Source organism: Pseudomonas sp. 9Ag (genome assembly GCF_902506445.1).
Taxonomy (GTDB): Bacteria; Pseudomonadota; Gammaproteobacteria; order Pseudomonadales; family Pseudomonadaceae; genus Stutzerimonas; species Stutzerimonas stutzeri_AB.
This window is the reverse complement of sequence record NZ_LR733836.1, coordinates 128,287-154,558: the sequence shown is the minus strand read 5'-3', so window position 1 is coordinate 154,558 and position 26,272 is coordinate 128,287. Positions and strand designations below refer to the sequence as shown.

Below are 26,272 nucleotides of genomic sequence, written 5' to 3'. Positions count from 1 at the left end.
TATCAACGGAAGCTGCGTCCCGGATCGTCGTCGCTGACCTCCAACGTCAGCCCCTGTGAAACGCTGGTGAGGTGTTCACCGTCGGTTTCCGACCCCAGCTTGATCATCAGTCGTAGATCGTTGGAGGAGTCGGCATGCGCCAAGGCGTCTTCGTACGTGATCTCGCCCTGAACATAGAGGTTGTACAGCGCCTGATCGAAGGTCTGCATACCAAGGTCGGTGGAGCGTTTCATCAGCGACTTGAGCTCGTGAACCTCACCCTTGCGGATCAGATCAGCCGCCAGCGGCGTGTTGATCAGCACCTCGATCACCGCGCGGCGGCCTTTGCCATCGGGCGTCGGGATCAGCTGCTGGGCAACGATGGCTTTGAGGTTCAGTGACAGGTCCATCCAGACCTGCTGCTGCCGATCGGCGGGGAAGAAGTTGATAATGCGATCCAGCGCCTGGTTGGCGTTGTTGGCGTGCAGGGTCGCCAAACATAGGTGCCCGGTTTCAGCGAAGGCCACGGCATAGTCCATGGTCTCGCGGGTCCGCACTTCACCGATCAGGATCACATCCGGCGCCTGGCGCAGGGTGTTTTTCAGTGCCACATCGAAGGAATCCGTGTCGATCCCGACTTCACGCTGGGTGACGATGCAGCTCTGGTGCTGGTGAATGAATTCGATCGGATCTTCGATGGAGATGATATGGCCGCTGGAGTTCTTGTTGCGGTAGCCGATCATCGCGGCCAGCGAGGTCGACTTGCCGGTACCGGTCGCACCGACGAACAACACCAGGCCGCGCTTGGTCATCGCCAGCTTTTTCAGCACTTCGGGAAGTTTCAGGTCTTCCAGCGTTGGAATGTTGGTCTCGATTCGGCGCAGCACCATGCCGGCAAGGTTGCGCTGATAGAAGGCGCTGACCCGAAAACGGCCGATGCCGCGCGCGCTGATGGCGAAGTTGCATTCGTGGTTTTCGGTGAACTCACGACGCTGCTGCTCGTTCATCACCGCGTGAACCGTCTCGCGGGTCATCTCCGGCGACATCGGCGTCTTGTTGACTGGCAGGATCTTGCCGTTGACCTTCATTGACGGCGGCACACCAGCGGTAATGAACAGATCGGAGCCGCCCTTTTCGACCATCAGGCGCAACAGTTTCTCGAATTCCATCGTCGTTCTCGTAGTCCGGGCGTAGCCGCGCTATAACAATGCGAAGAGGCCCGGCTTAGCGCCAGGCCCAATAGGTTTTAGAAGTTTTCCGGCTGCTTGGCTTTTTCCTTGGCGCTGTCGCGTGAGATCAGCCCCTTGGCCAGCAAGCCTTTAAGGCAGGCATCCAGTGTTTGCATACCCAGCGAACCGCCGGTCTGGATAGACGAGTACATCTGCGCCACCTTGTCTTCACGGATCAGATTTCGGATCGCAGGGGTGCCAATCATGATTTCGTGCGCCGCCACCCGACCACCGCCAACCTTTTTCAACAGGGTCTGGGAGATCACGGCCTGCAGGGATTCCGACAACATCGAGCGGACCATGGACTTCTCTTCAGCCGGGAACACGTCGACTACCCGGTCGATGGTCTTGGCCGCCGAGGTGGTGTGCAGGGTGCCGAATACCAGGTGGCCGGTTTCCGCTGCAGTCAACGCCAAGCGGATGGTTTCCAGGTCGCGCATCTCGCCGACCAGAATGATGTCCGGGTCTTCACGCAGCGCCGAGCGCAGCGCTTCGGAGAAGCCGAGCGTGTCACGATGCACTTCACGCTGGTTGACCAGGCACTTCTTCGACTCGTGAACGAATTCGATCGGGTCCTCGATGGTGAGGATGTGGTGATACTTGGTGTTGTTCAGGTAATCAAGCATCGCCGCCAGGGTGGTCGACTTGCCCGAACCGGTCGGCCCGGTGACCAGCACCAGTCCGCGCGGTACGTCGGTGATCTTGCGGAAGACTTCGCCCATGCCGAGGTCTTCCATGGTCAGCACCTTGGACGGAATGGTCCGGAATACTGCACCAGCACCGCGATTCTGGTTGAAGGCGTTGACCCGGAAGCGCGCCACACCAGGCACCTCGAACGAGAAGTCGGTCTCGAGAAACTCCTCGAAATCCTTGCGCTGCTTGTCGTTCATGATGTCGTAGATCAGCGCGTGCACCTGCTTGTGGTCCATCGCAGGGAGATTGATCCGGCGCACATCGCCGTCGACGCGGATCATCGGCGGCAAGCCGGAAGACAGGTGCAAATCCGACGCACCCTGCTTGGCACTGAAGGCCAGCAGCTCTGTGATATCCATGGGACTCCCCAATTACAAGCAAGCAGGTAGAATGCCGCGCAGACCCTAAGGTGGCAGGCGCAGGTAATGTCCACGATAGCGACGAATATTGCAAAGGTCGGAACGCGCATCCGTGAGGCGGCGCAAGCTGCAGAGCGCGATCCCGACGAGGTGCTGCTGCTCGCGGTGAGCAAGACCCAACCGGCCGCGGCCATCCGTGAGGCCAGCGAAGCGGGCCTGCACGATTTTGGTGAAAACTACCTGCAGGAAGCGCTGGAAAAACAGGCCGAACTTGCCGACCTGCCTTTGGTTTGGCATTTCATCGGCCCCATCCAATCGAACAAGACCAAGCTGATCGCCGAGCATTTCGACTGGGTGCATTCGGTGGATCGTTTGAAAATCGCCCAGCGTCTTTCGGATCAGCGTCCCGACCACCTGGCGCCCTTGAACCTCTGCCTGCAGGTCAACGTCAGCGGTGAAGCCAGCAAGTCCGGCTGCGAGCCGCAAGAGGTTCACGAGCTGGCCCAGGCCATCGCCGCCTTACCTCGCCTGCGCCTGCGCGGCCTGATGGCGATACCCGAACCAACTGACAATCCAGCCGAGCAGCGCGCAGCGTTCGCCCGCCTACGCCAACTGCAGTCCGAACTGCCGCTGGATCTGGACACCCTTTCCATGGGCATGAGCCAGGACCTGGAGGCAGCCATTGCCGAGGGCGCCACCTGGGTTCGCATAGGCACTGCCCTGTTCGGCGCCCGTGCCTACCCCTCTCAGGTGGCTGCAGACGCCCCACCGCATGACTAACAAGGAATCCCACATGAGCACTCCCCGTATCGCCTTCATCGGTGGCGGCAACATGGCCGCGAGCCTGATTGGCGGCCTACGCGCCCAAGGCATCCCGGCCTCCTCGATGTGCGCCAGTGATCCCGGCGCCGACAAACGCAGCGAACTCGAAGCCGCTCATGGCATCGAGGCTTTTACCGACAACGCCCAGGCTGTTGCAGGCGCGGACGTAGTGGTCCTCGCGGTCAAACCGCAGGTGATGCAGGCGGTCTGCCGCGACCTGGCTGCACACCTGCAAGCGAATCAGCTGGTCGTCTCGATTGCCGCGGGCATCGATTGCGCCAGCCTGCAGGCTTGGCTGGGTGACACAACACCACGGGCGATCGTTCGCTGCATGCCGAACACCCCATCCCTGCTGCGTCAGGGTGTGAGCGGGCTGTTCGCCAACGATCAGGTGACCGATTCGCAAAAGCAGCAAGCCGAACAGCTGTTGTCGGCGGTTGGACTGGCACTCTGGCTGGACAAGGAGTCGCTGATCGACGCCGTGACCGCCGTGTCGGGCAGTGGCCCGGCATATTTCTTCCTGATGATCGAAGCGATGACCGCTGCGGGTGAGCGAATGGGCTTGCCACGCGATACAGCCGCACAACTGACCATGCATACCGCCCTGGGTGCTGCCCGAATGGCCTGTGAAAGCGATGTTGGAGCGGTCGAATTGCGACGTCGTGTCACCTCGCCGAACGGAACCACCGAAGCGGCGATCAAAGCCTTCCAAGCGGGCGGTTTCGAAAGCCTGGTTGAGCGAGCGATGACTGCAGCCGCACAACGCTCGGCCGAACTCGCCGAACAACTGGGCAACTAAGGAGCCTTCATGTCGCAACTCTCGCAAGCCCTGATCCTGATCGTCCAGACGCTGGGCAGCCTGTACCTGCTGATCGTCTTGCTGCGTTTCATCCTGCAGCTGGTCCGGGCAGACTTCTACAACCCGCTTAGCCAGTTCATTGTCCGCGCCACGCACCCGCTGCTCAAGCCGCTGCGCCGCATCATCCCCAGTATCGGCGGGCTAGACCTGTCCTCACTGGTACTAGCGATCATCGTCCAGATCCTACTGATGGCGGCGATCCTGATGATCGCGTTCGGCACCATCGGAAACCCGCTGCAGCTTTTGGTCTGGGCCGTCATTGGCGTGACCGGGCTGTTCATCAACATCTTCTTCTACGCGCTTATCATCAGCGTAATCCTGTCCTGGGTCGCACCTGGCAGTCACAACCCGGGCGCTCAACTGGTCAGCCAGATCTGCGAACCGGCACTGGCGCCCTTCCGCCGTCTGCTGCCAAGCATGGGTGGGCTGGATATCTCGCCGATTTTCGCGTTTCTGGCGATCAAACTGATCGACATGCTGGTCATCAATAACCTGGCAATGATGACCCACATGCCCAACATCCTGCGCTCGCTCATCTGAGCCTGAAACCGCCCCAAGCCTTGTGCAGGCTTTGGGCGGTGGTTCACAAAAGGCTCGATTGACCCGCACCGGGTGGCGGGGATAATCGCCTCCTACGCCTTTCAGGAAGCACCACGACCATGGAACGACTCGACCGGCAGGTGGATGCCTATGTCTCCTGGAAACGCGACCTTATCCGCGAAATAACCCGTTACCGCAGCTGGCTGGCGCACAACCGGCTGAACTCGGAGGTGGTTGAAACCCGCCTGGACCGTTCGCTGAAACTGCTGCGCACCGACCATATAACCCTCGCGTTTGTCGGCGAGTATTCGCGCGGTAAGACGGAGCTGATCAACAGCCTGTTCTTCTCGGAGTATGGCCAGCGCATCCTGCCGTCGCGTGCCGGCCGCACCACCATGTGCCCGACCGAGCTGTTCTTCGATCCCCGCGCGGAACGTTCTTACATTCGCCTGTTGCCGATCGAATCCCGCCTTGAAGACACCAGCATCGCCCAGCTCAAGCGCGCCCCACGCTTGTGGACGAACATTGCGCTGGATCCCGCGAATCCTGACGCCATGGTCGAATCGTTCGGCCAGGTAGCTTCCGCGAAATCCATGCCCGCCGAGCAGGCTATCCAGCTGGGCTTCCACCCCGATGTGCTGGAAGCGTCCGAAGTTAACGGTGAAGTCTTGGTGCCGGCTTGGCGACACGCCATGGTCAGCTTCGACCATCCGCTACTGCGCCAAGGCCTGCGCATCCTCGATACACCCGGCCTCAACGCGCTCGGCAGCGAGCCGGAACTGACGCTGTCGATGCTGCCTAACGCCCACGCGGTAATTTTCCTGCTGTCGGCCGATGCCGGCGTGACGGCCAGCGACATGGGTATCTGGCAACAGCACATTCGCCAGCTCAACGACGGTGGACGAAACCGTCTGTTTGCCGTGTTGAACAAGATCGATGTTCTGTGGGACGACGTCTCCGGTGAGACCTTTGTCAGTGAGGCGATTCAACGGATGCAGGCCGCTACGGCGCAACAGTTGGGCATCGCAGTGGAGGATGTGCTTCCTCTCTCAGCCAAGCAGGCCCTGCTGGCCAAGATTCGCGGCGATCAAAGCCTGCTCGAGCGCAGTCAACTGGTTGCACTGGAACATCTACTCAGCGAGCGCATCCTTGCTCAGAAGGAGCATCTGCTGGAACAACAGGTGGTGCGCCTGGTGCTCGCCTTGCTGCAAAACAGCCAGCATATCCTGACCCAGCGGCTGGCCAAGGTCCGCGAGCAATGCCACCTGCTCGATAGCCATCGCCAGGACAGCGGCCAGATGCTCCTCGAGCTGACAGCCCGTACCCGCCATGACCATAACCAGCACCACAAGCGCCTGCTGCAGCTGAAAACCAACCAGCGATTACTGCAACGCCAGGGCGAGCTTCTGCGTTCGACGGTGCGCCCGGAACGGCTCGAGGAACACCTCTCTCGCCTGCGACGCAGCCTGACCGGCAGCCTGACCACTCTGGGAATCAACCTCAGCATCGTGCATTTTTTCCGCTCCGTAGAACAGGATATCGCTGCGCTTGAGCACGAGGCGGCATTGGCCAACAAGATGGTTTCGGCCATCTACAGGCGACATAACGACGAGAATCCGCTGCACGGCGTGGACGCCCCGCTGTTCCGTCTGGCGCAGTACCAGAAAGAACTCAAGGACCTGCAAAGCAAGGCCGACCAGTTCCGCCTGCAGCTCAAGACGCTGCTCACCGAGCAGCGCACCTTGACCCGTCGCTTCTTCGCCACCCTTGTTCAGGAGGTGGTCGCCATGCATCAGCGCTTACGCCAGGAAGCCGAGCATTGGGCCAATGAAGCGCTGCTGCCGCTGATGCAGCATTCGCTGGAACACAAGCAGCAATTGGAAGCACACATGCTGCGCCTCAAGAGCCTGGCGCAGGATAGCCAGCAAAGCAGCCAGCGCGGGCGCGCGCTCGCGCGGTACAGCCTGGAGCTGGAGCAACAGCTGGCCCAGGCGGGTGAAATGCTGCGAGTGCTGCGAAAACCGGCACCGATTCGCCGCCAAGGCAAGGTCGTCAGCCTCACCAGCGCCAACTTGGGCTGACACCGGCGTTGCGATTGAGGATGAATTGAGGCGCGCTAACCTTTAGACTTTGCCGCCTTCTTCCAGTACGAGCCAGGGTCGATGCCCACAGCTATCCCAACCGATTCCGTTGGTCTGGTGAGTCCGAAGGTCGCGCATTTCGCCGAGCCGCTGGCACTCGCCTGTGGCCGCACGCTGAACGATTACCAGCTGATCTACGAAACCTACGGCGAGCTCAACGCCTCGTGCAGCAATGCCGTGCTCATCTGCCACGCGCTGTCAGGCCATCACCACGCGGCCGGTTACCATGACGCGGAAGACCGCAAACCGGGGTGGTGGGACAGCTGCATCGGTCCGGGCAAAGCCATCGACACCAACCGTTTCTTTGTGGTCAGCCTGAACAACCTCGGCGGCTGCAATGGCTCAACGGGCCCCAGCAGCATCAATGCAGCCACGGGCAAACCTTATGGCGCGGATTTCCCGGTTGTTACTGTCGAGGACTGGGTCAACAGCCAGGCCCGCCTGGCCGACATGCTCGGCATTGAGCAGTGGGCTGCTGTAGTCGGTGGCAGCCTAGGTGGCATGCAGGCCATGCAATGGACCATGAGTTACCCCGAGCGCGTGCGTAATTGCGTGGCGATTGCTTCTGCACCCAAGCTGTCAGCGCAGAACATTGCGTTCAATGAGGTCGCACGCCAGGCCATCCTTTCCGATCCGGAGTTTCATGGCGGCCACTTTCAAGAGAAGGGCGTGATTCCCAAGCGGGGCCTGATGCTGGCACGCATGGTCGGCCACATCACTTACCTGTCCGACGACGCCATGGGCACCAAGTTTGGTCGTGGGCTCAAGAGCGAGAAGCTGAACTACGATTTCAACAGCGTAGAATTTCAGGTCGAAAGCTATCTTCGTTATCAGGGCGAAGAGTTCTCCGGCCGCTTCGATGCCAATACCTACCTGCTGATGACCAAGGCGCTGGATTATTTCGACCCGGCCGCAGCCTACGAAGATGACCTGGCCAAGGCACTGTCGACGGCGAAGGCAGACTTCTGCGTGATTTCGTTTACCACCGACTGGCGCTTCTCGCCTGAACGCTCGCATGAAATCGTCGACGCGCTGATGGCGGCGCGAAAAAACGTCTGTTACCTGGAGATCGACGCTCCGCAGGGCCATGACGCCTTCCTGATTCCGATCCCTCGTTATCTACAGGCCTTTCGCGGTTACATGAACCGTATAGCCGTATAAGGAACCCATATGCGCGCCGACCTGGACATCATCCAAGACTGGATCCCGGCGGGGAGCCGCGTGCTCGACCTGGGCTGCGGTAACGGTGACCTGCTGGCCTGGCTTCGGGACAACAAGCAGGTCAGCGGCTATGGCCTGGAAATCGACCCGGACAACATTGCCGCCTGCGTCGAGAAAGGTGTCAACGTCATTGAGCAAGACCTCGATAAGGGCCTCGGCAACTTCGCCAGTGATAGCTTCGACATGGTTGTCATGACCCAGGCGCTGCAAGCGGTCCACTACCCGGACAAGCTGCTCAAGGAAATGCTACGGGTCGGCCGCGAATGCATCATCACCTTTCCCAACTTCGGTCACTGGCGCTGCCGCTGGTACCTGGCCAGCAAAGGCCGCATGCCGGTGTCGGATTTTCTGCCTTACACCTGGTACAACACGCCGAACATTCACTTCTGCACCTTCGAGGACTTCGAGCGACTGTCCCACGAACTCGGCGCACGGGTGCTTGAGCGCCTGGCCGTGGATCGCCATCACAAGCACGGCATGGCGAGTCGCTTGTGGCCTAATCTGATTGGTGAAATCGGTATCTATCGTGTCACCGGAGCCGTCCGCTGACCGCTGACCGCTATTGCTGGAGGTAACTCATGAAATCTAGCTTGTTATGCCTGCTCGCCCTGCTATTCGCTCTGCCCGCCGTGGCCGAGCGCAAACACAGCGTCGGCGAATACGATGTGCACTATATCGCTTTCAATTCCGGCTTCCTGCAGCCTGACATTGCCGCCGCAGCTGGCGTGGTGCGCAGCAAGACTCAAGGCGTGCTCAACATATCGGTGCTCAAGTCCGGCAAACCGACCGCAGCGCAGGTCAGTGGCACGGTTAAGAACCTCCTCGGACAGGATTACTCCCTGAACTTCAAGCAGTTGAAAGAAGGCGAGCAGGCCATCTACTACCTGGCTCAGTTCCCTTTCGACTCGCAAGAAACCCTGCGCTTCAACCTGAACGTGCAGCCTGCCGGCGCCCCGGCGATCAACTTCGACTTCAGCCAAGAAGTCTTCCCGGACGAATGATGCTTTTCAACGAACTGGTGCTGGCCAGCCATAACACCGGCAAGCTCAAGGAGCTGCAGGCCATGCTCGGCGACGCCGTGCGTGTGCGCTCGATTGGTGAATTCAGCGACATCGAACCAGAGGAAACCGGGCTTTCCTTTGTCGAGAACGCCATTCTCAAAGCACGCAACGCGGCGCGCATATCCGGCCTGCCGGCGCTGGCCGATGATTCCGGGCTAGCTGTGGATCATCTGGGCGGCGCTCCCGGCATCTACTCGGCGCGCTACGCCAATGGCCAGGGCGATGCGGCAAACAATGCCAAACTGCTCGATGTTCTGAAAGACGTGCCGGACGCCGAGCGCGGCGCTCAGTTTGTCTGCGCGCTGGCGTTGCTGCGGCATGCCGACGATCCGCTGCCGATTCTCTGCGAAGGGCTCTGGCAGGGTCGTATTCTGCACAGCGCCCAAGGAGAGCATGGTTTCGGTTACGACCCCCTGTTCTGGGTTCCGGAACGTGACTGCTCCAGCGCCGAGCTGGCACCGATGGACAAGAACCAGCTCAGCCACCGCGCCCGCGCCATGGCCCTGCTCAAGCAGCGCCTGGGGATCGCATGACCGCAGGTCCCAACGGCGGCGCTCCGGAGCCGCCTGCGGCATCGCGTCTGGAATTGCCGCCCCTGGCGGCTTATGTCCACATCCCTTGGTGCGTGCGCAAATGCCCGTACTGCGATTTCAACTCCCATGCTGCCGGTGCCTCGCTGCCCGAGGGCGCTTATGTCGACGCGCTGCTGGCTGACCTTGATGCCGATCTGGAGCAGATCCAGAGCCGCCGGCTGACATCGATCTTTTTCGGTGGCGGCACGCCGAGCCTGTTCTCCGCCAGCGCGCTGGCGCGAATCCTTGATGGCATGCGGCAGCGGGTCGGGTTCGCCGAGGACATCGAAATCACCTTGGAGGCCAACCCCGGCACTTTCGAACAGGCAAAATTCCGTGACTATCGCAGCCTCGGCATCAACCGCTTGTCGATCGGCGTTCAGAGCTTCCAGCCCGCCAAGCTGAAGGCCCTCGGTCGTATCCATGATGGCGACGAAGCAATCCGGGCTGCCGACATGGCGCGCGCGGCGGGCTTTGACAACTTCAACCTTGACCTGATGCATGGCCTGCCCGAGCAGAGCCTGGAGGACGCGCTGAGCGACCTGCGCATCGCCATCGCCCAACAGCCTACGCACCTGTCCTGGTACCAGCTTACGGTCGAGCCGAACACCGAGTTCTGGAACAAACCGCCCCGATTGCCGGAAGACGAAACCCTCTGGGACATCCAGGAAGCCGGACAGGCGCTGCTCGCCGAACACGGCTATCGCCAGTATGAAACCTCGGCTTATGCGCAACCGGGTCGGCAGGCGCGGCACAACCTCAATTACTGGACCTTCGGCGACTTCCTCGGCCTCGGTGCGGGTGCCCATGGTAAGTGGACCGCAGCAGACGGCGAGATCTACCGGCACTGGAAAACCCGCCTGCCCAAAGACTATCTCGACCCGGACAAACGCTTCCGTGCGGGCCACAAGCAGCTCGCGCAGGACGAATTACCCTTCGAATTCCTGATGAACGTGCTGCGCCTCACCGACGGCGTGCCTTCATTGATGTTCACTCAGCGCACCGGCCTCTCGTTGGACCTGCTGGCCGCCGGACGACGCGACGCTGAAGCGCGCGGCCTGCTGGAGCCTGACCCGCAGCGGCTGGTGGCTACCGCCAAAGGCCAGCTTTTTCTCAACGACCTGTTGCAACTCTTCCTGCCCTAAGGACCCTGCATGGATCTCGTACTGGACCTCATCGCCACCTTGTCGCGCTGGAGTCGCCACCACCTGTTTGATATCTCCCTGGCGATCATGGCCACGCTGTTTGTCCTGTTCGGCCCCGCCTTGAATGCGTGGGTGCAGAAAAACATCGGCGGACTCAACTTCGTCCTTCGAACACTGGCGTTCGTGATCTTCTGCGCGCTGGTCTACGGTCTGGGCATCATCTATCTCAGCCCTTGGCTGGCGAAGGGTTTGGCGCAGTTCAACAACTACACCCTTGCGCCGGTACTGCTGCTGGTGTTGTTCATTATCGGCGTCGTCGCCGACCGCAACTGATCAAGCAAAGCCGCCGGATCCAGACGCAAAAAAGCCGCCATTAGGCGGCTTCTTGTTTACTGGCAATCTGTCAGTTGCCACCACGACGCAGCGCTGCCGGCGAGAAGTCACGCGGACCAAGCCTGGCCCCGAAGTCATACATCGGCTCGTTGTTATCCAACCCATCGACGAAGTAGTTGCCCTCTTTGAGGTGGTATAGCGTTTCGACCGTGCTGTTGAACATCGGAAGCTCGTAGTAACTGATCGGATGGCTCTCCTGCAGGCCGATCAGCTCCCCCTGTTCGTCGTACAGGTCGACCGCCAGGATCGACCAGCTGTCCTCATCGACATAGAACCGGCGCTTGCTATAGGGATGGCTGTAGCCCTTGCGTAGTGTGGCGTCGACGACCCAGACCCGATGCAACTCATAGCGCAGCAGTTCCGGATTTAAGGTACGCGGACCGACGATGTTGTCGTAGGGAATGCCCTGCTGGTGGACCGCGTAGCTGTTGTACGGCACCAGCATTTCGCGCTTGGCGACCAGCTTCCACTCATAGCGGTCCGGTGCGCCGTTGAAGGAGTCCACCACATCCGCTGTGGCCAGACCGCTGGTGTCGGGCTGCAGCGAATCGTAAGCGAGCGACGGCAGCCGCCGAACGCGGCGGTCCGCCGGGCTGTAGCGCCAGGCCTTGCGCACCGCCAGGACCTGATCGAGCGGGTCCTGAACCACCAGGGCAGTTCCCGAGAGCTTGGCCGGCGCGGTCACACGGTATTTGTAATACAACGAAGTATTGTCCAGGTCGGCCTGGGTCATGCCTTCACGGTTGTAGACGTAGTAGATCTCGCGATCACGTTTGATATAGGTCGGGCTGCCGTTGATGACGACGGCCTGATTGTTGACGAAGTGAGTCTGGTCGCCCTTGTAGTGCAAGACATGGTTCCAGATCACTTCCATCCCGTCCTGCGGGATGGGAAATGGAATGCCAGCGAAGGCGCCCTTGATCCCGTTGCCGTTGGCAATCAACTCGGCATTGACCGCGTTCAGCCGTGTAGCATCATAAATGCGCTGCGGGTTGCTGGCACTGCGACGTGTTGGAAATACCCGCAGGTGGAAGTCAGGATACTGTTCGACCAGCGCTCGCAGCCCCTCTGGCAGCAAGGCAGCGTACTGCCCGACGTTGCTCTGATCCACTTGGTAGAGCACCGGGTCTGCCGCAAAAGGGTCCGGGTGGTGCATGCCCACTTCGTAGCCTGCCGGTGGCTGCACGCCCCCCGTCCAGGCCGGAATGGTGCCAGCGGCGTTGCCAGCGCGTTCGGCACCCAGCGGGGTCAGATCCTGGCCCAGGCGCACAGCCTGCATGTCGTCGACCTTGGCTTGAGCCTGGCTGGCGCAGGCCGCCAGCAGCAGAATTCCGAATTTTCTGTACATCTGTTTGCTCCTTGCAGCGCGGCTGGCGCGGCAGATGACGGCTCTGACCCGCAGGCAGAGCGCTCGTTGAGGCGTTGGGAATCGTGCCTTCCTGGCATTTCTCGTTATTGGATCGTCCCTGGGCCGCTGGGTCGCGGCTCTGCCGGATGTAACGGTGACGCGTATTTCAATGGATCAGTCGATGCGCTCGAACTTGAGGTCCCAGACGCCGTGGCCGAGTCGCTCACCGCGCCGCTCGAACTTGGTCGTTGGACGCTCCGAGGGACGCTCGATGTAGCTGCCACTCATTGCCTGGTTACGATAACCAGGTGCAACGCTCATGACCTCGAGCATGTGCTCCGCATAGGCTTCCCAGTCGGTCGCCATGTGCAACACACCACCGACCTTGAGTTTCTGCCGTACCAGTTCGGCAAATGCCGGCTGAACGATGCGCCGCTTGTGGTGGCGACTTTTGTGCCAGGGATCGGGGAAAAACAGCAGGACCCGGTCCAGGCTGGCATCGGGGACGCATTCACGCAGCACTTCGAGCGCATCGCAACTGTAGATGCGTACGTTGTTCAGCTTTTGTGACAGAAGTCCGCTTAGTAGCGCCCCAACGCCTGGCGAGTGCACTTCAACCGCAATGAAGTCCTGCTCAGGAGCCGCCGCGGCCATTTCCAGGGTGGAGTGGCCCATGCCAAAGCCGATCTCGAACGTACGCGGTGCCTGTCGCCCGAAGACCTCATCGAAATCTCGCAGGCCGTCCGCCAGCTCCAGGCCGAACCGGGGCCAGCCCTGATCCAGGCCACGCTGCTGCCCTTCGGTCATGCGACCTGCACGCATCACGAAGCTCTTGATGGTGCGCATGCGCCGTTGGCCCTCGGCCGGGGTTGGAATGTCACTCATGAACGAACCTACAGTTAAAAAAGGCTGGCCGCGTGATCGAGCGATCACGCGGCCAGAAACAGGAAAGGGAGAACTAGCGAACCAGGCCTTCCAGAGGCGACGAGGCGCTGGCATAAAGCTTCTTCGGCATGCGGCCGGCCAAATAGGCCAGGCGGCCAGCGTCAATCGCGTACTTCATGGCCTCAGCCATCAGCACCGGATTCTGCGCATGGGCAATCGCGCTGTTCATGAGTACGGCTTCGCAGCCGAGTTCCATGGCGATGGTCGCGTCGGAGGCCGTGCCTACCCCGGCGTCAACCAGAACCGGAACCTTGGCTTCTTCAAGAATGATGCGCAGGTTGTAGGGATTGCAGATACCCAACCCCGTACCAATCAGACCAGCCAGGGGCATGACCGCGATGCAACCCATCTCGGCCAGCTGGCGGGCGATGATCGGATCGTCGCTGGTGTAGACCATGACGTCGAAACCATCCTTGACCAGCACTTCTGCTGCCTTGAGGGTTTCAATCACGTTGGGGAACAGAGTCTTCTGATCCGCCAGTACTTCCAGCTTGACCAGCTTGTGCCCATCGAGCAGTTCACGGGCCAGGCGGCAGGTGCGCACGGCCTCTTCGGCGTCATAGCAGCCAGCAGTGTTTGGCAGGATCGTGTAGCGGTCCGGCGAGATCACATCCAGCAGATTGGGCTCGCCTGGGTTCTGGCCGATGTTGGTACGGCGCACCGCAACGGTGACGATCTGCGCACCGGACGCTTCGATGGCGGCTCGGGTCTCGTCGAGATCTTTGTATTTACCGGTGCCTACCAGCAGGCGCGACTGATAGGTGCGGCCCGCAAGCGTGAAGGGTTTGTCGTGCGGAACTGGGCTCATGCGACCATCCTGTACAGATCAAATGAAGCGTGAAATACGCCGCTGCACGGGCGACGTCCGGGAATTATCGACGCGGCGGGCTCGTCAGCCGCCGCCAATCGCATGTACGACTTCAATCTGGTCGCCCTCGACCAGCGTCGTCGCGGCATGTTGGCTACGCGGCACGATCTCGCGATTGAGCTCAACCGCCAGTCTGCGCCCAGTCAGCTCCAGGCGCTGCAGCAGATCGGCCACCGACTGACCGTCAGGGAGCTCGAAGCGCTCACCGTTCAACTGGATGTGCATAGTGATCGCCACCATTGCAAAAGGGCCAGCATTCTAGCCCGATCGACTCGGTCCACCAAGGCAGCCGCAGCCACCATTCATCTCCGCCGCACGAATGCGGTCCGATCAGAAGCGCAGGTTCCAGGCGGCCACCATCAAACAGATCCAGCCGGCCAGAAACGCCGTGCCACCGATGGGTGTGATGATTCCAAGCTTGCCGACGCCAGTCAGGGTCAGCAGATAGAGGCTGCCGGAAAACAGCAGGATACCCAGCGTAAACAAGCCTCCTGCGGCGACCAGCAGACGGCTCGGCGCATGCAGCGCCAGCAAGGCGATGCCGAATAACGCCAGCGCGTGGATCAGTTGGTAGTGCACGCCGGTCTGAAACACGGCGAGGTAGTCAGCAGCCAGACGACTTTTCAATCCATGAGCTGCAAAGGCGCCAAGCGCGACGCCAGTCAAGCCGAAGAATCCAGCGAGCATAAGAAACGGGCGAATCATTCGGGGGCCTTCCGGTCAGGGACTGTATGCACCGTTATAATGCCCGTTCTCCCCGGTTGCGACCACGCCCCATGCTTCGAGCCCTGCTACGCCGACTCACCAAACTGCTGCTATGGCTGACGGCTCTGTCCGTATTGCTGGTGCTGGTGCTGCGGTGGGTGCCGCCGCCCTTCACAGCGCTGATGGTTGAACGCAAGATCGAATCCTGGACCAGCGGTGAAAGCATTGACCTGCAACGCAACTGGCGGCCCTGGAAAGAACTGCCGGACGACTTGAAGATGTCGGTCATCGCAGCCGAAGACCAGAAATTCGCCGACCACTGGGGCTTCGATATCGCTGCGATTCGCGCCGCATTCGAGCACAACGAACGTGGCGGCTCGCTCCGTGGCGCCAGCACCCTGAGCCAGCAAGTGGCGAAGAACCTGTTTCTTTGGTCCGGACGCAGCTGGCTGCGCAAGGGACTGGAAGTCTGGCTCACCGGCTGGATAGAACTGCTGTGGCCGAAACAGCGGATTCTGGAGGTCTATCTGAACAGCGTCGAATGGGGCAATGGGATATTCGGCGCCGAAGCCGCCGCACAGCATCATTTCGACATTGGCGCACCCTACCTGTCTGCCAGCCAGGCCAGCCAGCTGGCCGCTGTACTGCCTAATCCTCGCGAGTGGAATGCCGGTCGACCCGGTCCGCATGTGCGCAGTCGCGCCGCCTGGATACGGAAGCAGGTGAGGCAACTGGGCGGCAGCGGATACCTGAACAAACTATCAGCGAGCCAGTCACGCTGAAGGCAACTCGAAACATACCGTGACGGGCCGGCTTTAGCGCCCGTCCAAAGACCAGGGTAACAGCCGGTGCGCTCTGTCGGGGCGTTATGGCAGTACGCCATCCCAGCGAGTAAGCTGCGATGAATATACGGGGTGAATGCCGGGCGACGCCCCGCATGTGAGGAAGGTCGCCGAACCGGGCGACGATACCTTCTCGCCATTCGTCACTCACGCACGGCAGATAGCATGAGCGAAACAAGTGCACCGTTCAGCAAGGTGCGGCAATTCTTTCACTGGCGTAACAGCATCGCGTGGCTCGTACTCGGGTTGGCGCTGTTGTTACAGCTGGCCCTTCTCAATCATCTGCAGATGAAAGAGGAGCGGGCCGCGCTCAAGCAGTTCGACCTGTTGGTAAACACCACCATAGAAGCCATTCATAAACGCATGACGGACCACGAGCAGATCCTGCTCGGGGCGGCTGGACTGTTTGATGCCTCTGGAGAGGTATCGCGCGCGGAGTGGCGTGAATACAACGAGCGACTGCATCTGGCCGAGCGCTACCCGGGCATTCAGGGGGTCGGCTTTGCCAAGGCGCTGCTGCCGTCTGATCTCGAGAGCCATGTGCAGAGCGTCCGGGCTGAAGGCTATACCGACTACGATGTCTACCCGAAAGGGACGGACCGCTCGCTATACACCCCCATCGTCTTCCTCGAACCTTTCCGCGATCGCAACCTGGCCGCTTTCGGCTTTGACATGTTCTCCGAGCCGGTTCGCCGGCAGGCCATGCTCAGCGCTGCCGAAACCGGAACAACCCAGATCACAGGGAAAGTCACGTTACGCCAGGAAACTCACGGCAAGGTACAGGCGGGCATCCTCATGTATGTACCCTTCTACCATCCTGATGAGCCGTTAACGTCGGTGACTCAGCGTTTGCAAGCGTTGAAGGGCTTCGTCTACAGCCCCTACCGCCTGGACGACCTGATGCGAGGAATCCTAGGCGCAGCCAACCCCAACCTGAGCTTGCACATCTACGCAGGCGATACCGAGCAAGCCGAGCAGCTGATCTTTGCCAGTCAAGATGCCCCTGATATCGGGCAAGCCCAATACAGCAAGGTGGTAGAGCTGAATCTCTATGGCCAGACATGGACGCTGCGCCTAGAGAGTCGCCCGGCCTTTGAGCAGTTTTTCCATACCAACAAAGGACTGATAACGGGCCTCGGCACCGGCCTGAGCGCGCTGCTGTTCCTGCTGACGTCTTCGCTGCTGCTCAGACGCCGCCGTGCCGAAGCGCTGGCCCAGCAGATGACCGAAGACATCCGCGAAAACAAACGCGCCCTTCAGCTCAGTGAAGAACGCCTCAGCCTTGCCCTCAAAGGCAGCAATGACGGTCTGTGGGACATGAATCTCGAAGCGGGAACCTTCTATGCATCGCCGCGCGCCTGGCACATGCTCGGCTACCGTCCCGGCGAGTTGAGTTCGGATCTCAAGCTCTGGGAGCGACTCATCGTAGCTGAGGATCTGCCTCAGGAGCGGACCCAACTGGCCCAGACCATGCTCTCGGCGGTCGATCACTTCACCACCGAGCTACGTCTGCAGCACAAAAGCGGCAAGATCACGCCTGTACTCATCCGCGGCTACATCCAGCGCGACCGCGACGGCCAGCCGCTGCGAATCAGCGGCACCAGCATGGATCTGACCGAGCACAAGCGCATCGAACAAATGAAAGACGAGTTCGTCTCGACGGTAAGCCACGAGCTGCGCACCCCGCTGACATCGATCAGCGGTGCCTTGGGCCTGATCACCGGCGGCGCCCTGGGCGACACTCCGCCTGCTATCCAGCAGATGCTGGAGATCGCGCACCGCAACAGCCTGCGGTTGGGTTACCTGATCAACGATCTGCTGGATATGGAGAAGATCACCGCAGGCAAGATGACCTTCGATATGCGCGAGCACTCGCTGCGCCAATTGCTGGATGAGGCGATGACCAGCAACCAGGCCTTCGCCGCACATTTTGGGGTGGACTGCCTACTGTGTGACCCGGTCAACGTGCAGGTATGGGTCGACGGTTTGCGCCTGCAGCAGGTTCTGACCAACTTCCTTTCGAACGCGATCAAATACACCCCGGAAGGAGGTCAGGTCACTCTGCATTGCAGCCAGCCTGACCCCACCCATGTTCGCATCAGCGTGACCGATCAGGGGCCGGGCATCCCGGCAAGCTTCCAGACGCGGGTATTTGAAAAATTTGCGCAAGCTGATGCCTCCGACAGTCGCCAGAAGGGCGGCACTGGCCTGGGGCTCGCCATTACCAAGGAATTCATCGAGCGGATGGGCGGCCGTGTTGGCTTTGATACAGCCGAAGGCCAAGGCACAACGTTCTGGTGCGAGTTGCCAATCCTCGAGTCGGCCAGCATGGCACCGGACCAAGGCCAGCCTCGACTGCTGGTGATCGAAGACGAGCCGGACACCGGCCGGTTGCTGCTGCTGATGCTGCGCGATGCCGGTTACGCGGTTGATCGCGTGCAGAGCCTGCACGCGGCTCGAGACAAGCTGGCCAGCATCCGTTACGAGGCCATGACGCTAGATTTACATCTACCTGACGGCAGCGGACGCGAGCTGATTGACGAGGTGCGTCGCAACCCTGACACGCGTGACCTGCCGATTATCGTGATATCGGCGGCCAGCCATTTCGAGCAGAACGCCGAGGACACGGGGATCACCTGGCTACACAAACCCATCAGCGCGGCCCAGTTGTTGATTGCTCTTACCGACAGCCTGGAGCACTCCAGGCACTGCCGCTGATGCCAGCGATAGTCCGGCCGTGCCCTTTCGGTCGACTATAAAAAAGGCGCTGCAGTTGCAGCGCCTCTAGGCTCGGGATGGAGATTCAGGTATGAACACTCAAGCCTGAATGGAACCCTTGAGCTTGTTCATCGCATTTTTCTCAAGCTGACGAATCCGCTCAGCAGAAACCCCATACTTAGCAGCGAGATCATGCAGAGTCGCTTTGGTATCGCTCAGCCAACGCTGCTGAAGGATATCGCGGCTACGCTCATCGAGCGTGTCCAGTGCTTCGTGCAGGTTCGAATTGGAGTTATCGCTCCAATCGGCATCCTCGAGTTGCCGAGCCGGGTCGTAGCGATGATCCTCGAGATAATGCGCTGGCGACTGATAAGCGCTGTCATCATCCGCATCGGCAGAGGGATCGAATGCCATATCGTGCCCGGTGAGACGGCTTTCCATCTCGCGGACTTCGCGAGCCTCAACGCCGAGGCTGTCGGCAACCCGCTCGACCTCGTCATTGTTCAACCAGGCCAGACGCTTCTTTTGACTACGCAGGTTGAAGAACAGCTTGCGTTGCGCCTTGGTCGTGGCGACCTTGACGATGCGCCAGTTGCGCAGGATGAACTCGTGGATTTCGGCCTTGATCCAGTGCACGGCAAAGGAGACCAGACGCACACCCATTTCCGGGTTGAAGCGCTTGACCGCCTTCATCAGGCCGACGTTGCCTTCCTGGATCAGATCGGCCTGTGCCAGACCGTAGCCGGAATAGCTGCGGGCGATATGTACGACGAAGCGCAGGTGGGCCAGCACCATCTGACGGGCGGCCTCGAGGTCCTGTTGGTAGAACAGACGTCCAGCCAAGTCGCGTTCCTGCTCGACCGTGAGCAGCGGAATGCTGTTGACCGTCTGCACATAGGCCTCGAGATTGCCTCCCGGGACCAGAGCTTGAACAGGTTGGAGATTAGATGTCATGCAGGTCCTCCAAAAATGAAGCTGCAGCAGTTTAGCACTGCCGCATGAGACTGCAAGCCTGTGGAAAAGTTTCCTTACAGCCTAATAACTCCATATAACTCAATAACTTAGCGGGGTGAAAGCTCGCTCAAATGCCTCGCCACGGCTAGCCAGGCGCCTATATAACCCAGCAGCACGGCACCCAGCACGAGCGAGAGCCCGTCATCGGCTGGCACACCTGCCAGACCAAAGTCACTGTTATACAAGCCAGCCAAGCCTATGACCGCCTCGTTCAACCAGCCGAGGCCATAAGCCAACAAGACCCAGGCCATCAGGCCTGCTCCCAGCCCGTACAACGCGCCCATGTAGAGAAACGGACGCCGCACGTAGCCGTCGGTACCGCCGACCAGCTTCACCACTTCAATCTCGGTGCGCCGGTTTTCGATATGCAGGCGGATGGTATTACCGATGACCAGCAGCAGCGTCGCAATCAGCAACAGGCTAAGCCCGAACACGAACCGATCGCCCAATTTGAGAATTGCGGTCAACCGCTCGACCCAGAGCAGATCCAGCTGCGCCTGCTCGACGCCGGGTAACTCCGCCAAGCGTTGGCGTAGCGCTTCGAGGTTATCGCGATCAACTTCGTTGGGCGTCACCAGGATGACCCCTGGCAGCGGGTTCTCCGGCAGCTCTCGCAAGGCCTCGCCGAGCCCCGACAGCTGTTGAAACTCTTCCAGAGCCTGCTCGCGACTGATCCAGCTGGCTTCGGACACGTCGGGCATCGCCAGGACTTGCTCGCGCAGCACCTGCCCTTGCACCCCGTCCACATCCAGCTGCATGAACAGCGAAATCTGCGCCGCCCGCTGCCAGGAGCCGCCGAGCCGCTCAACATTGTCCAGTAACAGCGCCAGCCCCATCGGCAAGCTCAATGCGACCGCCATGACCAGGCAGGTAAAGAAGCTACCGATCGGTTGCTTGATCAGCCTGCCGACGCTGTCCACCACGCTGGCTCGGTGGCTTTCAACCCAGGCATGAAACAGGGTGTTGAAGTCCGGCTCATCGCTCTTCGGCTGCTCGGGCTTGTTGCGTACACCGCCCGCGCGTTCGGCTGGATTCGGGTTCTGCTCGGGTGCGCTCATCGGGTGGCCTCCCCGTCGCCGATTAATCGGCCACGTTGCAGCGTGAGCATGCGGTGGCGCATGCGGGCAATCAGCGCCAGGTCGTGGCTGGCGATCAGCACCGTGGTGCCGAGGCGGTTGATGTCTTCGAACACACCCATGATTTCAGCCGCAAGACGCGGGTCGAGGTTGCCGGTCGGTTCGTCGGCAAGCAGCAATGCCGGGCGGTGCACCACGGCGCGGGCAATGCCGACCCTCTGTTGCTGACCGGTGGAGAGATCGGAGGGGTACTGCAGCGCCTTGTCCTTCAGACTGACGCGCTCGAGCGCGGTCATTACGCGCTGGCCGATTTCGCGCTTGTTCAACCCGAGGATTTGCAGCGGCAATGCGGCATTGTCGAACACGGTGCGATCAAACAGCAGTTGGTGGTTCTGGAACACCACGCCGATTTGCCGACGGAGAAACGGAATCTGCGCATTGCTGATTCGCGACAGATCCTGGCCAGCCAATAGAAGCTTGCCACTGCTGGGCCTTTCCATCGCCAGCAGCAAACGCAACAAAGTGCTCTTTCCGGCGCCGGAGTGCCCGGTAACGAAGAGGAACTCGCCGCGTTGCACATGGAAGGAAAGCTCGTGCAATCCGACGTGGCCGTTGGGATAGCGCTTGCCCACCTGCTCGAAACGGATCATGACGAGGCTCCGCCCGTCCCCTTCTCGGCAAACAGGGCGTTGACGAAGGCGTCCGCCTCGAAGGCTCGCAAGTCATCGATGCCTTCACCAACGCCGATGTAGCGAATCGGCGTGCCGAACTGTTTGGCCAGAGCAAAGATCACGCCGCCCTTCGCAGTACCGTCGAGTTTGGTCAGTGCCAAGCCGGTCAGCTCGACCGACTGATTGAACTGCTTGGTCTGGTTGATCGCGTTCTGACCGGTGCCGGCGTCGAGCACCAGCAGCACTTCGTGCGGCGCAGTTTCATCGAGCTTGCCCATCACCCGACGGACCTTCTTCAGCTCCTCCATCAGGTTGTCCTTGGTATGCAGGCGTCCGGCGGTGTCGGCGATGAGCACATCGATGCCCCGGGCCTTGGCCGCTTGCACCGCATCGAAGATCACCGAAGCGGAGTCCGCCCCCGTGTGCTGGGCGATCACCGCGATGTTGTTGCGCTCACCCCAGATCTGCAGCTGCTCGACTGCAGCCGCACGGAAGGTGTCGCCTGCGGCCAACATGACTTTCTTGCCTTCGAGTTGCAGCTTCTTCGCCAACTTGCCGATGGTCGTGGTCTTGCCAACGCCGTTGACACCTACCACGAGGATCACGAACGGTTGCTTGCTGCCGTCAATCAGCAGCGGTTGTTCCACAGGTTTGAGCAGGCTGGCGAGTTCTTCCTGCAACGCTTTATACAGCGCACCGCTGTCAGCCAGCTCCTTGCGCGAGACTCGCCGCGCCAGGTTCTGCATGATCGCCGTGGTGGCCTCTACGCCAACGTCGGCAGTCAGCAGGCGGGTCTCCAGCTCATCGAGCAAATCATCATCGATGGCTTTCTTGCCAAGGAAAAGACTGGCCATGCCTTCGCCAATGCTGGCGCTGGTTTTCGACAGACCTTGCTTGAGCCGGGCGAAGAAGCCGAGCTTGGTTGGGGGTTCTTGGACAACCGGAGCCGGGGCAGGCTCGACGGCAATCTCGGCCAACACTGGCGATTCAGGCACTTCTTCAGGCTGAATCAGCTCCGGCGTAGGCTCGGGCTCTGCCTCGGGCTCAAGCTGCAATTCAGCGGCCGGTTTGATCTGCGGCTCCTCTTCGGGCTCCGCCTGGGCAGGCTCTGGCTCGGCAGGCGGGGACTCTTCGACCGTCTCTGCCTCGTCGGGCAATGCGGTATCGGGCTCGTCGGCGAACGGCTGGCTGTCTTCCAGCGGCTCGGCAGGCGGCGGTTCGGCCGCTGGTGACTGCGGCTTCTTGCGAAACCAGCCAAACAAGCCTTTCTTCTCGCCAGCCTCGGCCGGCGCCTTCTTATCGTCGTTTGAACCAAACATGGAGAAGATTTTCTCAAGAGGGCGATACGCCGGTGGACATGCCACCAGCCAGACGGGCGCTATCCTAGCATTGAGCATCGGCCTTCGCTAAGCGTGGCCATCCGCCCAGCCTGCCGCACCGGCAAGCATCTCCATATGCCTTTGCCCTGACACAAGTGCCCCAGTACCATGGCCCGCGTGTCCTCACCAGCCAGCGTCCTCGCGGGCGGGATCGATCACTGAACGAGCCTTTCTTCTTATGCCTCTGATGCTACGCCGCGCCGCAGCCCTGCTACTCGGCACCCTGTACCTACCGCTGGTCATGGCTGCCGAAGCCCAGCCCACCCACGAGTTCTTTCTGGATAACGGCCTCAAGGTGATCGTGCGAGAAGATCACCGGGCGCCGATAGTGGTCTCCCAGCTCTGGTACAAGGTTGGCTCCAGCTATGAGTCGCCCGGACAGACCGGGCTGTCCCACGCCCTCGAACACATGATGTTCAAGGGCAGCCGCAAGCTTGGCCCTGGCGACGCCTCGCGCATCCTGCGCGAACTGGGCGCCGAAGAAAACGCGTTCACCAGCGACGATTACACCGCCTACTACCAGGTACTGGCGCGCGACCGCCTGGCCGTAGCCTTCGAACTGGAAGCCGATCGTCTGGCGAGTCTCAAACTGCCGGCAGAGGAATTCGAACGCGAAATAGAAGTGATCATGGAGGAGCGCCGCCTGCGCACCGACGACAAGCCCAGCGCGCTGGCTTTCGAGCGCTTCGAGGCCATGGCCTACCCAGCCAGCGGCTACCACATCCCGACCATTGGTTGGATGGCCGATCTCAAGCGGATGACGGTCGAGGACCTGCGCACCTGGTATGAGCGCTGGTATGCGCCCAACAACGCAACCCTGGTGGTGGTCGGCGACGTTACGGTCGATGAAGTCCGCACCTTGGCGGAACGCTACTTCGGGCCGATCAAGAAACAGGACGTACCCAATGCCAATCGTCCATTGGAACTGGACGAGCCCGGTGAGCGCCGGCTGCGCCTGCATGTGCAAACCCAGGTCCCCAGTCTGATCATGGCTTTCAACACGCCGAGCTTGGCCACCAGCGAAAACCCGAGGCAGATCCATGCGCTGCGGCTGATTAGCGCGCTGCTCGACGGCGGCTACAGCGCTCGCCTGCCCCAGCAACTCGAACGAGGCGAGGAATTAGTGACCAGCGCCTCGGCCTGGTACAACGCCTACGCTCGCGGCGACACGCTGTTCGCCTTGAGCGCCGCGCCAAACATGCAGAAAGGCCGAACGCTGGAAGAAGTCGAGGCCGGTCTCTGGAAGCAGCTGGAACAGCTCAAGGAAACCGCACCATCGGCCGAGGAGCTGGAGCGGGTCCGCGCTCAGGTCATCGCCGGGCTGGTGTACGAGCGCGACTCCATCACCCAGCAAGCGACCACCATCGGTCAGCTCGAAACTGTCGGGCTCTCTTGGCGGCTGATGGACGAAGAGCTCAGCGCCCTGGAAGCCGTTACGCCCGAGGACATCCAGCAGGCCGCTCGCACCTACTTCACTCGCTCGCGCCTGAGCGTTGCCCATGTTCTACCCGAGGAGTCCAGCGATGAGTGATCGCCACCTGTTGCGTCGCGGCCTGCTCGGCCTGGCGCTGGCGTCCTGCCTCGGCCTGGCCGCCTGCAACGAAGAAGCCGGCGATGCCGTCGCATCCATTCCGGTACCGACCGAAGAAACCGTCGCCACACCGGCCGAGTCCGGACAGGCCATCGCCATTGAGGCCAAGGAGGCCGAAGCCGCCAGCACACAGATCGAATCACTGGCCGAGCTCGGCGACAAGCCGCTGGCCCGTCGCGAACTCGACATCCAGAGCTGGCAGACCGACGGCGGCGCCAAGGTGCTGTTCGTCGAGGCGCATCAGTTGCCGATGTTCGACCTGCGCCTGTCCTTTGCCGCTGGCAGCAGCCATGATAATGGCGTGCCCGGGCTGGCCATGCTGACCAACGCCATGCTCAATGAAGGCGTTGAAGGCAAGGACGTCACCGCCATCGCCGAAGGCTTCGAAGGCCTTGGCGCAGATTTTGGCAACGGCTCCTATCGCGACATGGCGATCGCCAGCCTGCGCAGTCTGAGCGAGCCGGACAAGCGCGAGCCGGCGCTGCAGCTATTCAGTCAGGTCGTGGGCCAACCGAGCTTTCCCGACGACTCGCTACAGCGAATCAAGAACCAGGTCTTGGCAGGCTTTGAATTCCAGAAGCAGAACCTGGGCAAGCTCGCCAGTCTCGAACTCTTCAAGCAGCTCTATGGCGACCATCCTTATGCTCATCCCAGCGAAGGTACGCCCGAGTCGATCCCCGGCATCAGCGTCGCAGATCTACGCGCGTTTCATCAAAAGGGGTACACCGCCGCTAATGCAGTGATCGCGCTTGTTGGCGACCTCAGCCGCGAGGAAGCCGAGGCCATCGCCGCCCAGGTCTCCGCAGCGCTGCCACAGGGCCCCGCCCTGGCGCCCCCGCCGTCACCCAGCGAGCCAACCGCTGGCACTCAAAACATCGAATTCCCCTCCAACCAGACCCACCTGATGTTGGCGCAACTGGGCATTCCTCGTGGCCATCCTGATTACGCCGCGCTGTATCTAGGCAATCAGATTCTCGGCGGCGGCGGTTTTGGCACGCGTCTGATGGAGGAGGTGCGCGAAAAACGCGGGCTGACCTACGGCGTCTATTCCGGCTTCAGTCCAATGCAGGTCGCCGGCCCGTTCATGATCAATCTGCAGACTCGTGCCGAACTGGCTGAAGGTACGCTGGCGCTGGTTCAGCGTCTGGTGGCCGAATATCTGGAGAAGGGTCCAACCGACGCTGAGCTGGCGCGCAGCAAGCGCGAAGTCGCTGGCAGCTTTCCGCTGTCGACGGCAAGCAACAGCGACATTGTCGGCCAGCTGGGAAGCATCGGTTTCTATGATCTGCCGCTGACCCACCTTGAAGACTTCATGCAACAGGTCCAGGCGCTGTCGGTCGAAGACGTCAAGGCCGCGATGAACAAGCATCTGAGCCCGGACGACTTCGTGATTGTCACCGCAGGTCCGCAGGTTGAGCAGAAGCCGCTGCCCCCGCCGAGCACGAAGCCCCTCGAACAACCCAGCAGCGTTCCGGAGCATTGATGGCCAATCCACCCGTCCGCCCCTCCGCCCATGGGGGCCAAGGCCAGTTGCGTATCATCGGCGGTGAATGGCGCAGCCGTCGCTTCGGTTTCCCCGACGCCGAGGGCCTGCGACCGACACCTGATCGGGTGCGCGAGACGCTGTTCAACTGGCTCGCACCCTACCTCTCCGGTGCGCGCGTGCTCGACCCCTTTACCGGTAGTGGCGCGCTTTACCTAGAAGCCCTCTCGCGCGGTGCCAGTATGGCCCTCGCGCTGGATGTGAACGCCAATGCCATTGCCAACCTGCGCAAGCATCTCGACACGCTCAAGTGTGGCCAGGGTCAGCTGCTACAGAGCGATGCTCTGCGCTATCTCGAAACCCAGAGCCCGACCCCCTTCGACCTGGTGTTTCTCGATCCGCCGTTCAACAAGAACCTGCTGCAGCCCACCTGCGAACTGTTGGAGAACCGGGGCTGGCTGGCGAAGCACGCCTGGGTTTATACCGAGAGCGAAGCCGCCCCTTCTAGCCTCGGCCTGCCTGGCAACTGGCGTCTGCACCGCGAAAAACAGGCGGGCAAGGTGAACTATGCGCTGTGGGAGCGCACCGGCGAAGCGTAAGGCTCGGGCCGCACCGTGG

The 26,272-nt window shown here is 61.0% G+C and carries 26 protein-coding genes; 15 read left to right on the top strand and 11 right to left on the bottom strand.

Going from position 1 to position 26,272, the window contains the following annotated elements; translation table 11 throughout:
* Nucleotides 1–2: 2 nt before the first annotated feature.
* The gene (locus ALTERO38_RS00690) at nt 3–1,148 is read right to left on the bottom strand and encodes a PilT/PilU family type 4a pilus ATPase (RefSeq protein ID WP_102836664.1); all 1,146 of its coding nucleotides are present in this window, start codon (nt 1,146–1,148) and stop codon (nt 3–5) included.
* A gap of 77 nt (nt 1,149–1,225) precedes the next feature.
* A complete protein-coding gene (gene pilT / locus ALTERO38_RS00685) occupies nt 1,226–2,260 on the bottom strand; it encodes a type IV pilus twitching motility protein PilT (protein WP_021206033.1) in 1,035 nt (344 codons plus the stop codon).
* Nucleotides 2,261–2,326: 66 nt separating this feature from the next.
* Here pilT and ALTERO38_RS00680 point away from each other — a divergent pair, with 66 nt between their 5' ends.
* The 10 genes from ALTERO38_RS00680 to ALTERO38_RS00635 all read left to right on the top strand — a co-directional run bounded on the left by ALTERO38_RS00680 (nt 2,327) and on the right by ALTERO38_RS00635 (nt 10,954).
* Nucleotides 2,327–3,040, top strand: coding sequence for a YggS family pyridoxal phosphate-dependent enzyme (locus tag ALTERO38_RS00680; RefSeq protein WP_159966899.1), 714 nt, complete (start codon nt 2,327–2,329; stop codon nt 3,038–3,040).
* 13 nt (nt 3,041–3,053) lie between these two features.
* The gene (proC, locus tag ALTERO38_RS00675; RefSeq protein ID WP_159966898.1) at nt 3,054–3,881 is read left to right on the top strand and encodes a pyrroline-5-carboxylate reductase; all 828 of its coding nucleotides are present in this window, start codon (nt 3,054–3,056) and stop codon (nt 3,879–3,881) included.
* A gap of 9 nt (nt 3,882–3,890) precedes the next feature.
* Complete coding sequence (locus ALTERO38_RS00670) at nt 3,891–4,481, top strand: YggT family protein (RefSeq protein WP_102836660.1); 591 nt, start codon at nt 3,891–3,893, stop codon at nt 4,479–4,481.
* Between the two features lie 119 nt (nt 4,482–4,600).
* Entirely contained in the window at nt 4,601–6,562 is a 1,962-nt protein-coding gene (locus tag ALTERO38_RS00665) for a dynamin-like GTPase family protein (protein ID WP_159966897.1), read from the top strand.
* 81 nt (nt 6,563–6,643) lie between these two features.
* Nucleotides 6,644–7,783, top strand: coding sequence for a homoserine O-acetyltransferase (locus tag ALTERO38_RS00660; RefSeq protein ID WP_102836658.1), 1,140 nt, complete (start codon nt 6,644–6,646; stop codon nt 7,781–7,783).
* Nucleotides 7,784–7,792: 9 nt separating this feature from the next.
* Entirely contained in the window at nt 7,793–8,392 is a 600-nt protein-coding gene (metW, locus tag ALTERO38_RS00655; RefSeq protein ID WP_159966896.1) for a methionine biosynthesis protein MetW, read from the top strand.
* Nucleotides 8,393–8,421: 29 nt separating this feature from the next.
* Nucleotides 8,422–8,844, top strand: a complete 423-nt coding sequence (locus ALTERO38_RS00650; RefSeq protein WP_159966895.1) for a DUF4426 domain-containing protein — start codon at nt 8,422–8,424, stop codon at nt 8,842–8,844.
* Complete coding sequence (gene rdgB / locus ALTERO38_RS00645) at nt 8,841–9,437, top strand: RdgB/HAM1 family non-canonical purine NTP pyrophosphatase (protein WP_159966894.1); 597 nt, start codon at nt 8,841–8,843, stop codon at nt 9,435–9,437. The genes ALTERO38_RS00650 and rdgB overlap by 4 nt, the downstream gene beginning before the upstream one ends.
* Nucleotides 9,434–10,621, top strand: coding sequence for a radical SAM family heme chaperone HemW (hemW, locus tag ALTERO38_RS00640; protein WP_159966893.1), 1,188 nt, complete (start codon nt 9,434–9,436; stop codon nt 10,619–10,621). Before rdgB ends, hemW begins: the two co-directional genes overlap by 4 nt.
* A 9-nt stretch (nt 10,622–10,630) precedes the next feature.
* A complete protein-coding gene (locus tag ALTERO38_RS00635) occupies nt 10,631–10,954 on the top strand; it encodes a DUF3392 domain-containing protein (protein ID WP_159966892.1) in 324 nt (107 codons plus the stop codon).
* Nucleotides 10,955–11,024: 70 nt separating this feature from the next.
* Here the strand turns inward: ALTERO38_RS00635 and ALTERO38_RS00630 are convergent, their stop codons facing one another.
* The 5 genes from ALTERO38_RS00630 to ALTERO38_RS00610 all read right to left on the bottom strand — a co-directional run bounded on the left by ALTERO38_RS00630 (nt 11,025) and on the right by ALTERO38_RS00610 (nt 14,880).
* Nucleotides 11,025–12,362 carry a DUF1329 domain-containing protein gene (locus tag ALTERO38_RS00630; protein ID WP_159966891.1) on the bottom strand — a complete coding sequence of 446 codons (1,338 nt, stop codon included), beginning with the start codon at nt 12,360–12,362 and terminating at the stop codon, nt 11,025–11,027.
* 174 nt (nt 12,363–12,536) lie between these two features.
* Complete coding sequence (trmB, locus tag ALTERO38_RS00625; protein WP_218581735.1) at nt 12,537–13,208, bottom strand: tRNA (guanosine(46)-N7)-methyltransferase TrmB; 672 nt, start codon at nt 13,206–13,208, stop codon at nt 12,537–12,539.
* A 112-nt stretch (nt 13,209–13,320) separates the two neighbouring features.
* Nucleotides 13,321–14,115 carry a thiazole synthase gene (locus tag ALTERO38_RS00620; RefSeq protein WP_159966889.1) on the bottom strand — a complete coding sequence of 265 codons (795 nt, stop codon included), beginning with the start codon at nt 14,113–14,115 and terminating at the stop codon, nt 13,321–13,323.
* An 84-nt stretch (nt 14,116–14,199) separates the two neighbouring features.
* Nucleotides 14,200–14,400 (bottom strand): sulfur carrier protein ThiS, encoded by a 201-nt coding sequence (gene thiS / locus ALTERO38_RS00615; RefSeq protein ID WP_148925481.1) that lies wholly within the window; start codon nt 14,398–14,400, stop codon nt 14,200–14,202.
* 105 nt (nt 14,401–14,505) lie between these two features.
* Complete coding sequence (locus tag ALTERO38_RS00610) at nt 14,506–14,880, bottom strand: DUF423 domain-containing protein (RefSeq protein ID WP_159966888.1); 375 nt, start codon at nt 14,878–14,880, stop codon at nt 14,506–14,508.
* A gap of 71 nt (nt 14,881–14,951) precedes the next feature.
* Between ALTERO38_RS00610 and mtgA the strand changes: the two genes are divergently transcribed.
* Nucleotides 14,952–15,662, top strand: a complete 711-nt coding sequence (mtgA, locus tag ALTERO38_RS00605; protein ID WP_159966887.1) for a monofunctional biosynthetic peptidoglycan transglycosylase — start codon at nt 14,952–14,954, stop codon at nt 15,660–15,662.
* Between the two features lie 225 nt (nt 15,663–15,887).
* Nucleotides 15,888–18,440 (top strand): CHASE domain-containing protein, encoded by a 2,553-nt coding sequence (locus tag ALTERO38_RS00600; protein ID WP_159966886.1) that lies wholly within the window; start codon nt 15,888–15,890, stop codon nt 18,438–18,440.
* A gap of 99 nt (nt 18,441–18,539) precedes the next feature.
* Here ALTERO38_RS00600 and rpoH read toward each other — a convergent pair whose 3' ends face one another.
* The 4 genes from rpoH to ftsY form a co-directional block, all read right to left on the bottom strand.
* The gene (gene rpoH, locus ALTERO38_RS00595) at nt 18,540–19,394 is read right to left on the bottom strand and encodes an RNA polymerase sigma factor RpoH (protein ID WP_102836648.1); all 855 of its coding nucleotides are present in this window, start codon (nt 19,392–19,394) and stop codon (nt 18,540–18,542) included.
* A gap of 107 nt (nt 19,395–19,501) precedes the next feature.
* Nucleotides 19,502–20,512, bottom strand: coding sequence for a permease-like cell division protein FtsX (ftsX, locus tag ALTERO38_RS00590; RefSeq protein ID WP_159966885.1), 1,011 nt, complete (start codon nt 20,510–20,512; stop codon nt 19,502–19,504).
* The gene (gene ftsE / locus ALTERO38_RS00585; protein ID WP_073299191.1) at nt 20,509–21,180 is read right to left on the bottom strand and encodes a cell division ATP-binding protein FtsE; all 672 of its coding nucleotides are present in this window, start codon (nt 21,178–21,180) and stop codon (nt 20,509–20,511) included. Before ftsE ends, ftsX begins: the two co-directional genes overlap by 4 nt.
* The gene (gene ftsY, locus ALTERO38_RS00580; RefSeq protein ID WP_159966884.1) at nt 21,177–22,520 is read right to left on the bottom strand and encodes a signal recognition particle-docking protein FtsY; all 1,344 of its coding nucleotides are present in this window, start codon (nt 22,518–22,520) and stop codon (nt 21,177–21,179) included. Before ftsY ends, ftsE begins: the two co-directional genes overlap by 4 nt.
* A 238-nt stretch (nt 22,521–22,758) precedes the next feature.
* On the opposite strand from ftsY, the gene ALTERO38_RS00575 reads away from it, so the two are divergent.
* The 3 genes from ALTERO38_RS00575 to rsmD are packed head-to-tail and all read left to right on the top strand — an operon-like array spanning nt 22,759 to nt 26,253.
* On the top strand, nt 22,759–24,111 hold the full coding sequence (locus ALTERO38_RS00575; protein ID WP_159966883.1) for a pitrilysin family protein: 1,353 nt from the start codon (nt 22,759–22,761) through the stop codon (nt 24,109–24,111).
* Nucleotides 24,104–25,654: a pitrilysin family protein gene (locus ALTERO38_RS00570; RefSeq protein WP_159966882.1), complete on the top strand. Its 1,551-nt coding sequence runs from the start codon at nt 24,104–24,106 to the stop codon at nt 25,652–25,654. The genes ALTERO38_RS00575 and ALTERO38_RS00570 overlap by 8 nt, the downstream gene beginning before the upstream one ends.
* Entirely contained in the window at nt 25,654–26,253 is a 600-nt protein-coding gene (rsmD, locus tag ALTERO38_RS00565) for a 16S rRNA (guanine(966)-N(2))-methyltransferase RsmD (protein WP_159966881.1), read from the top strand. The genes ALTERO38_RS00570 and rsmD overlap by 1 nt, the downstream gene beginning before the upstream one ends.
* Nucleotides 26,254–26,272 lie beyond the last annotated feature (19 nt).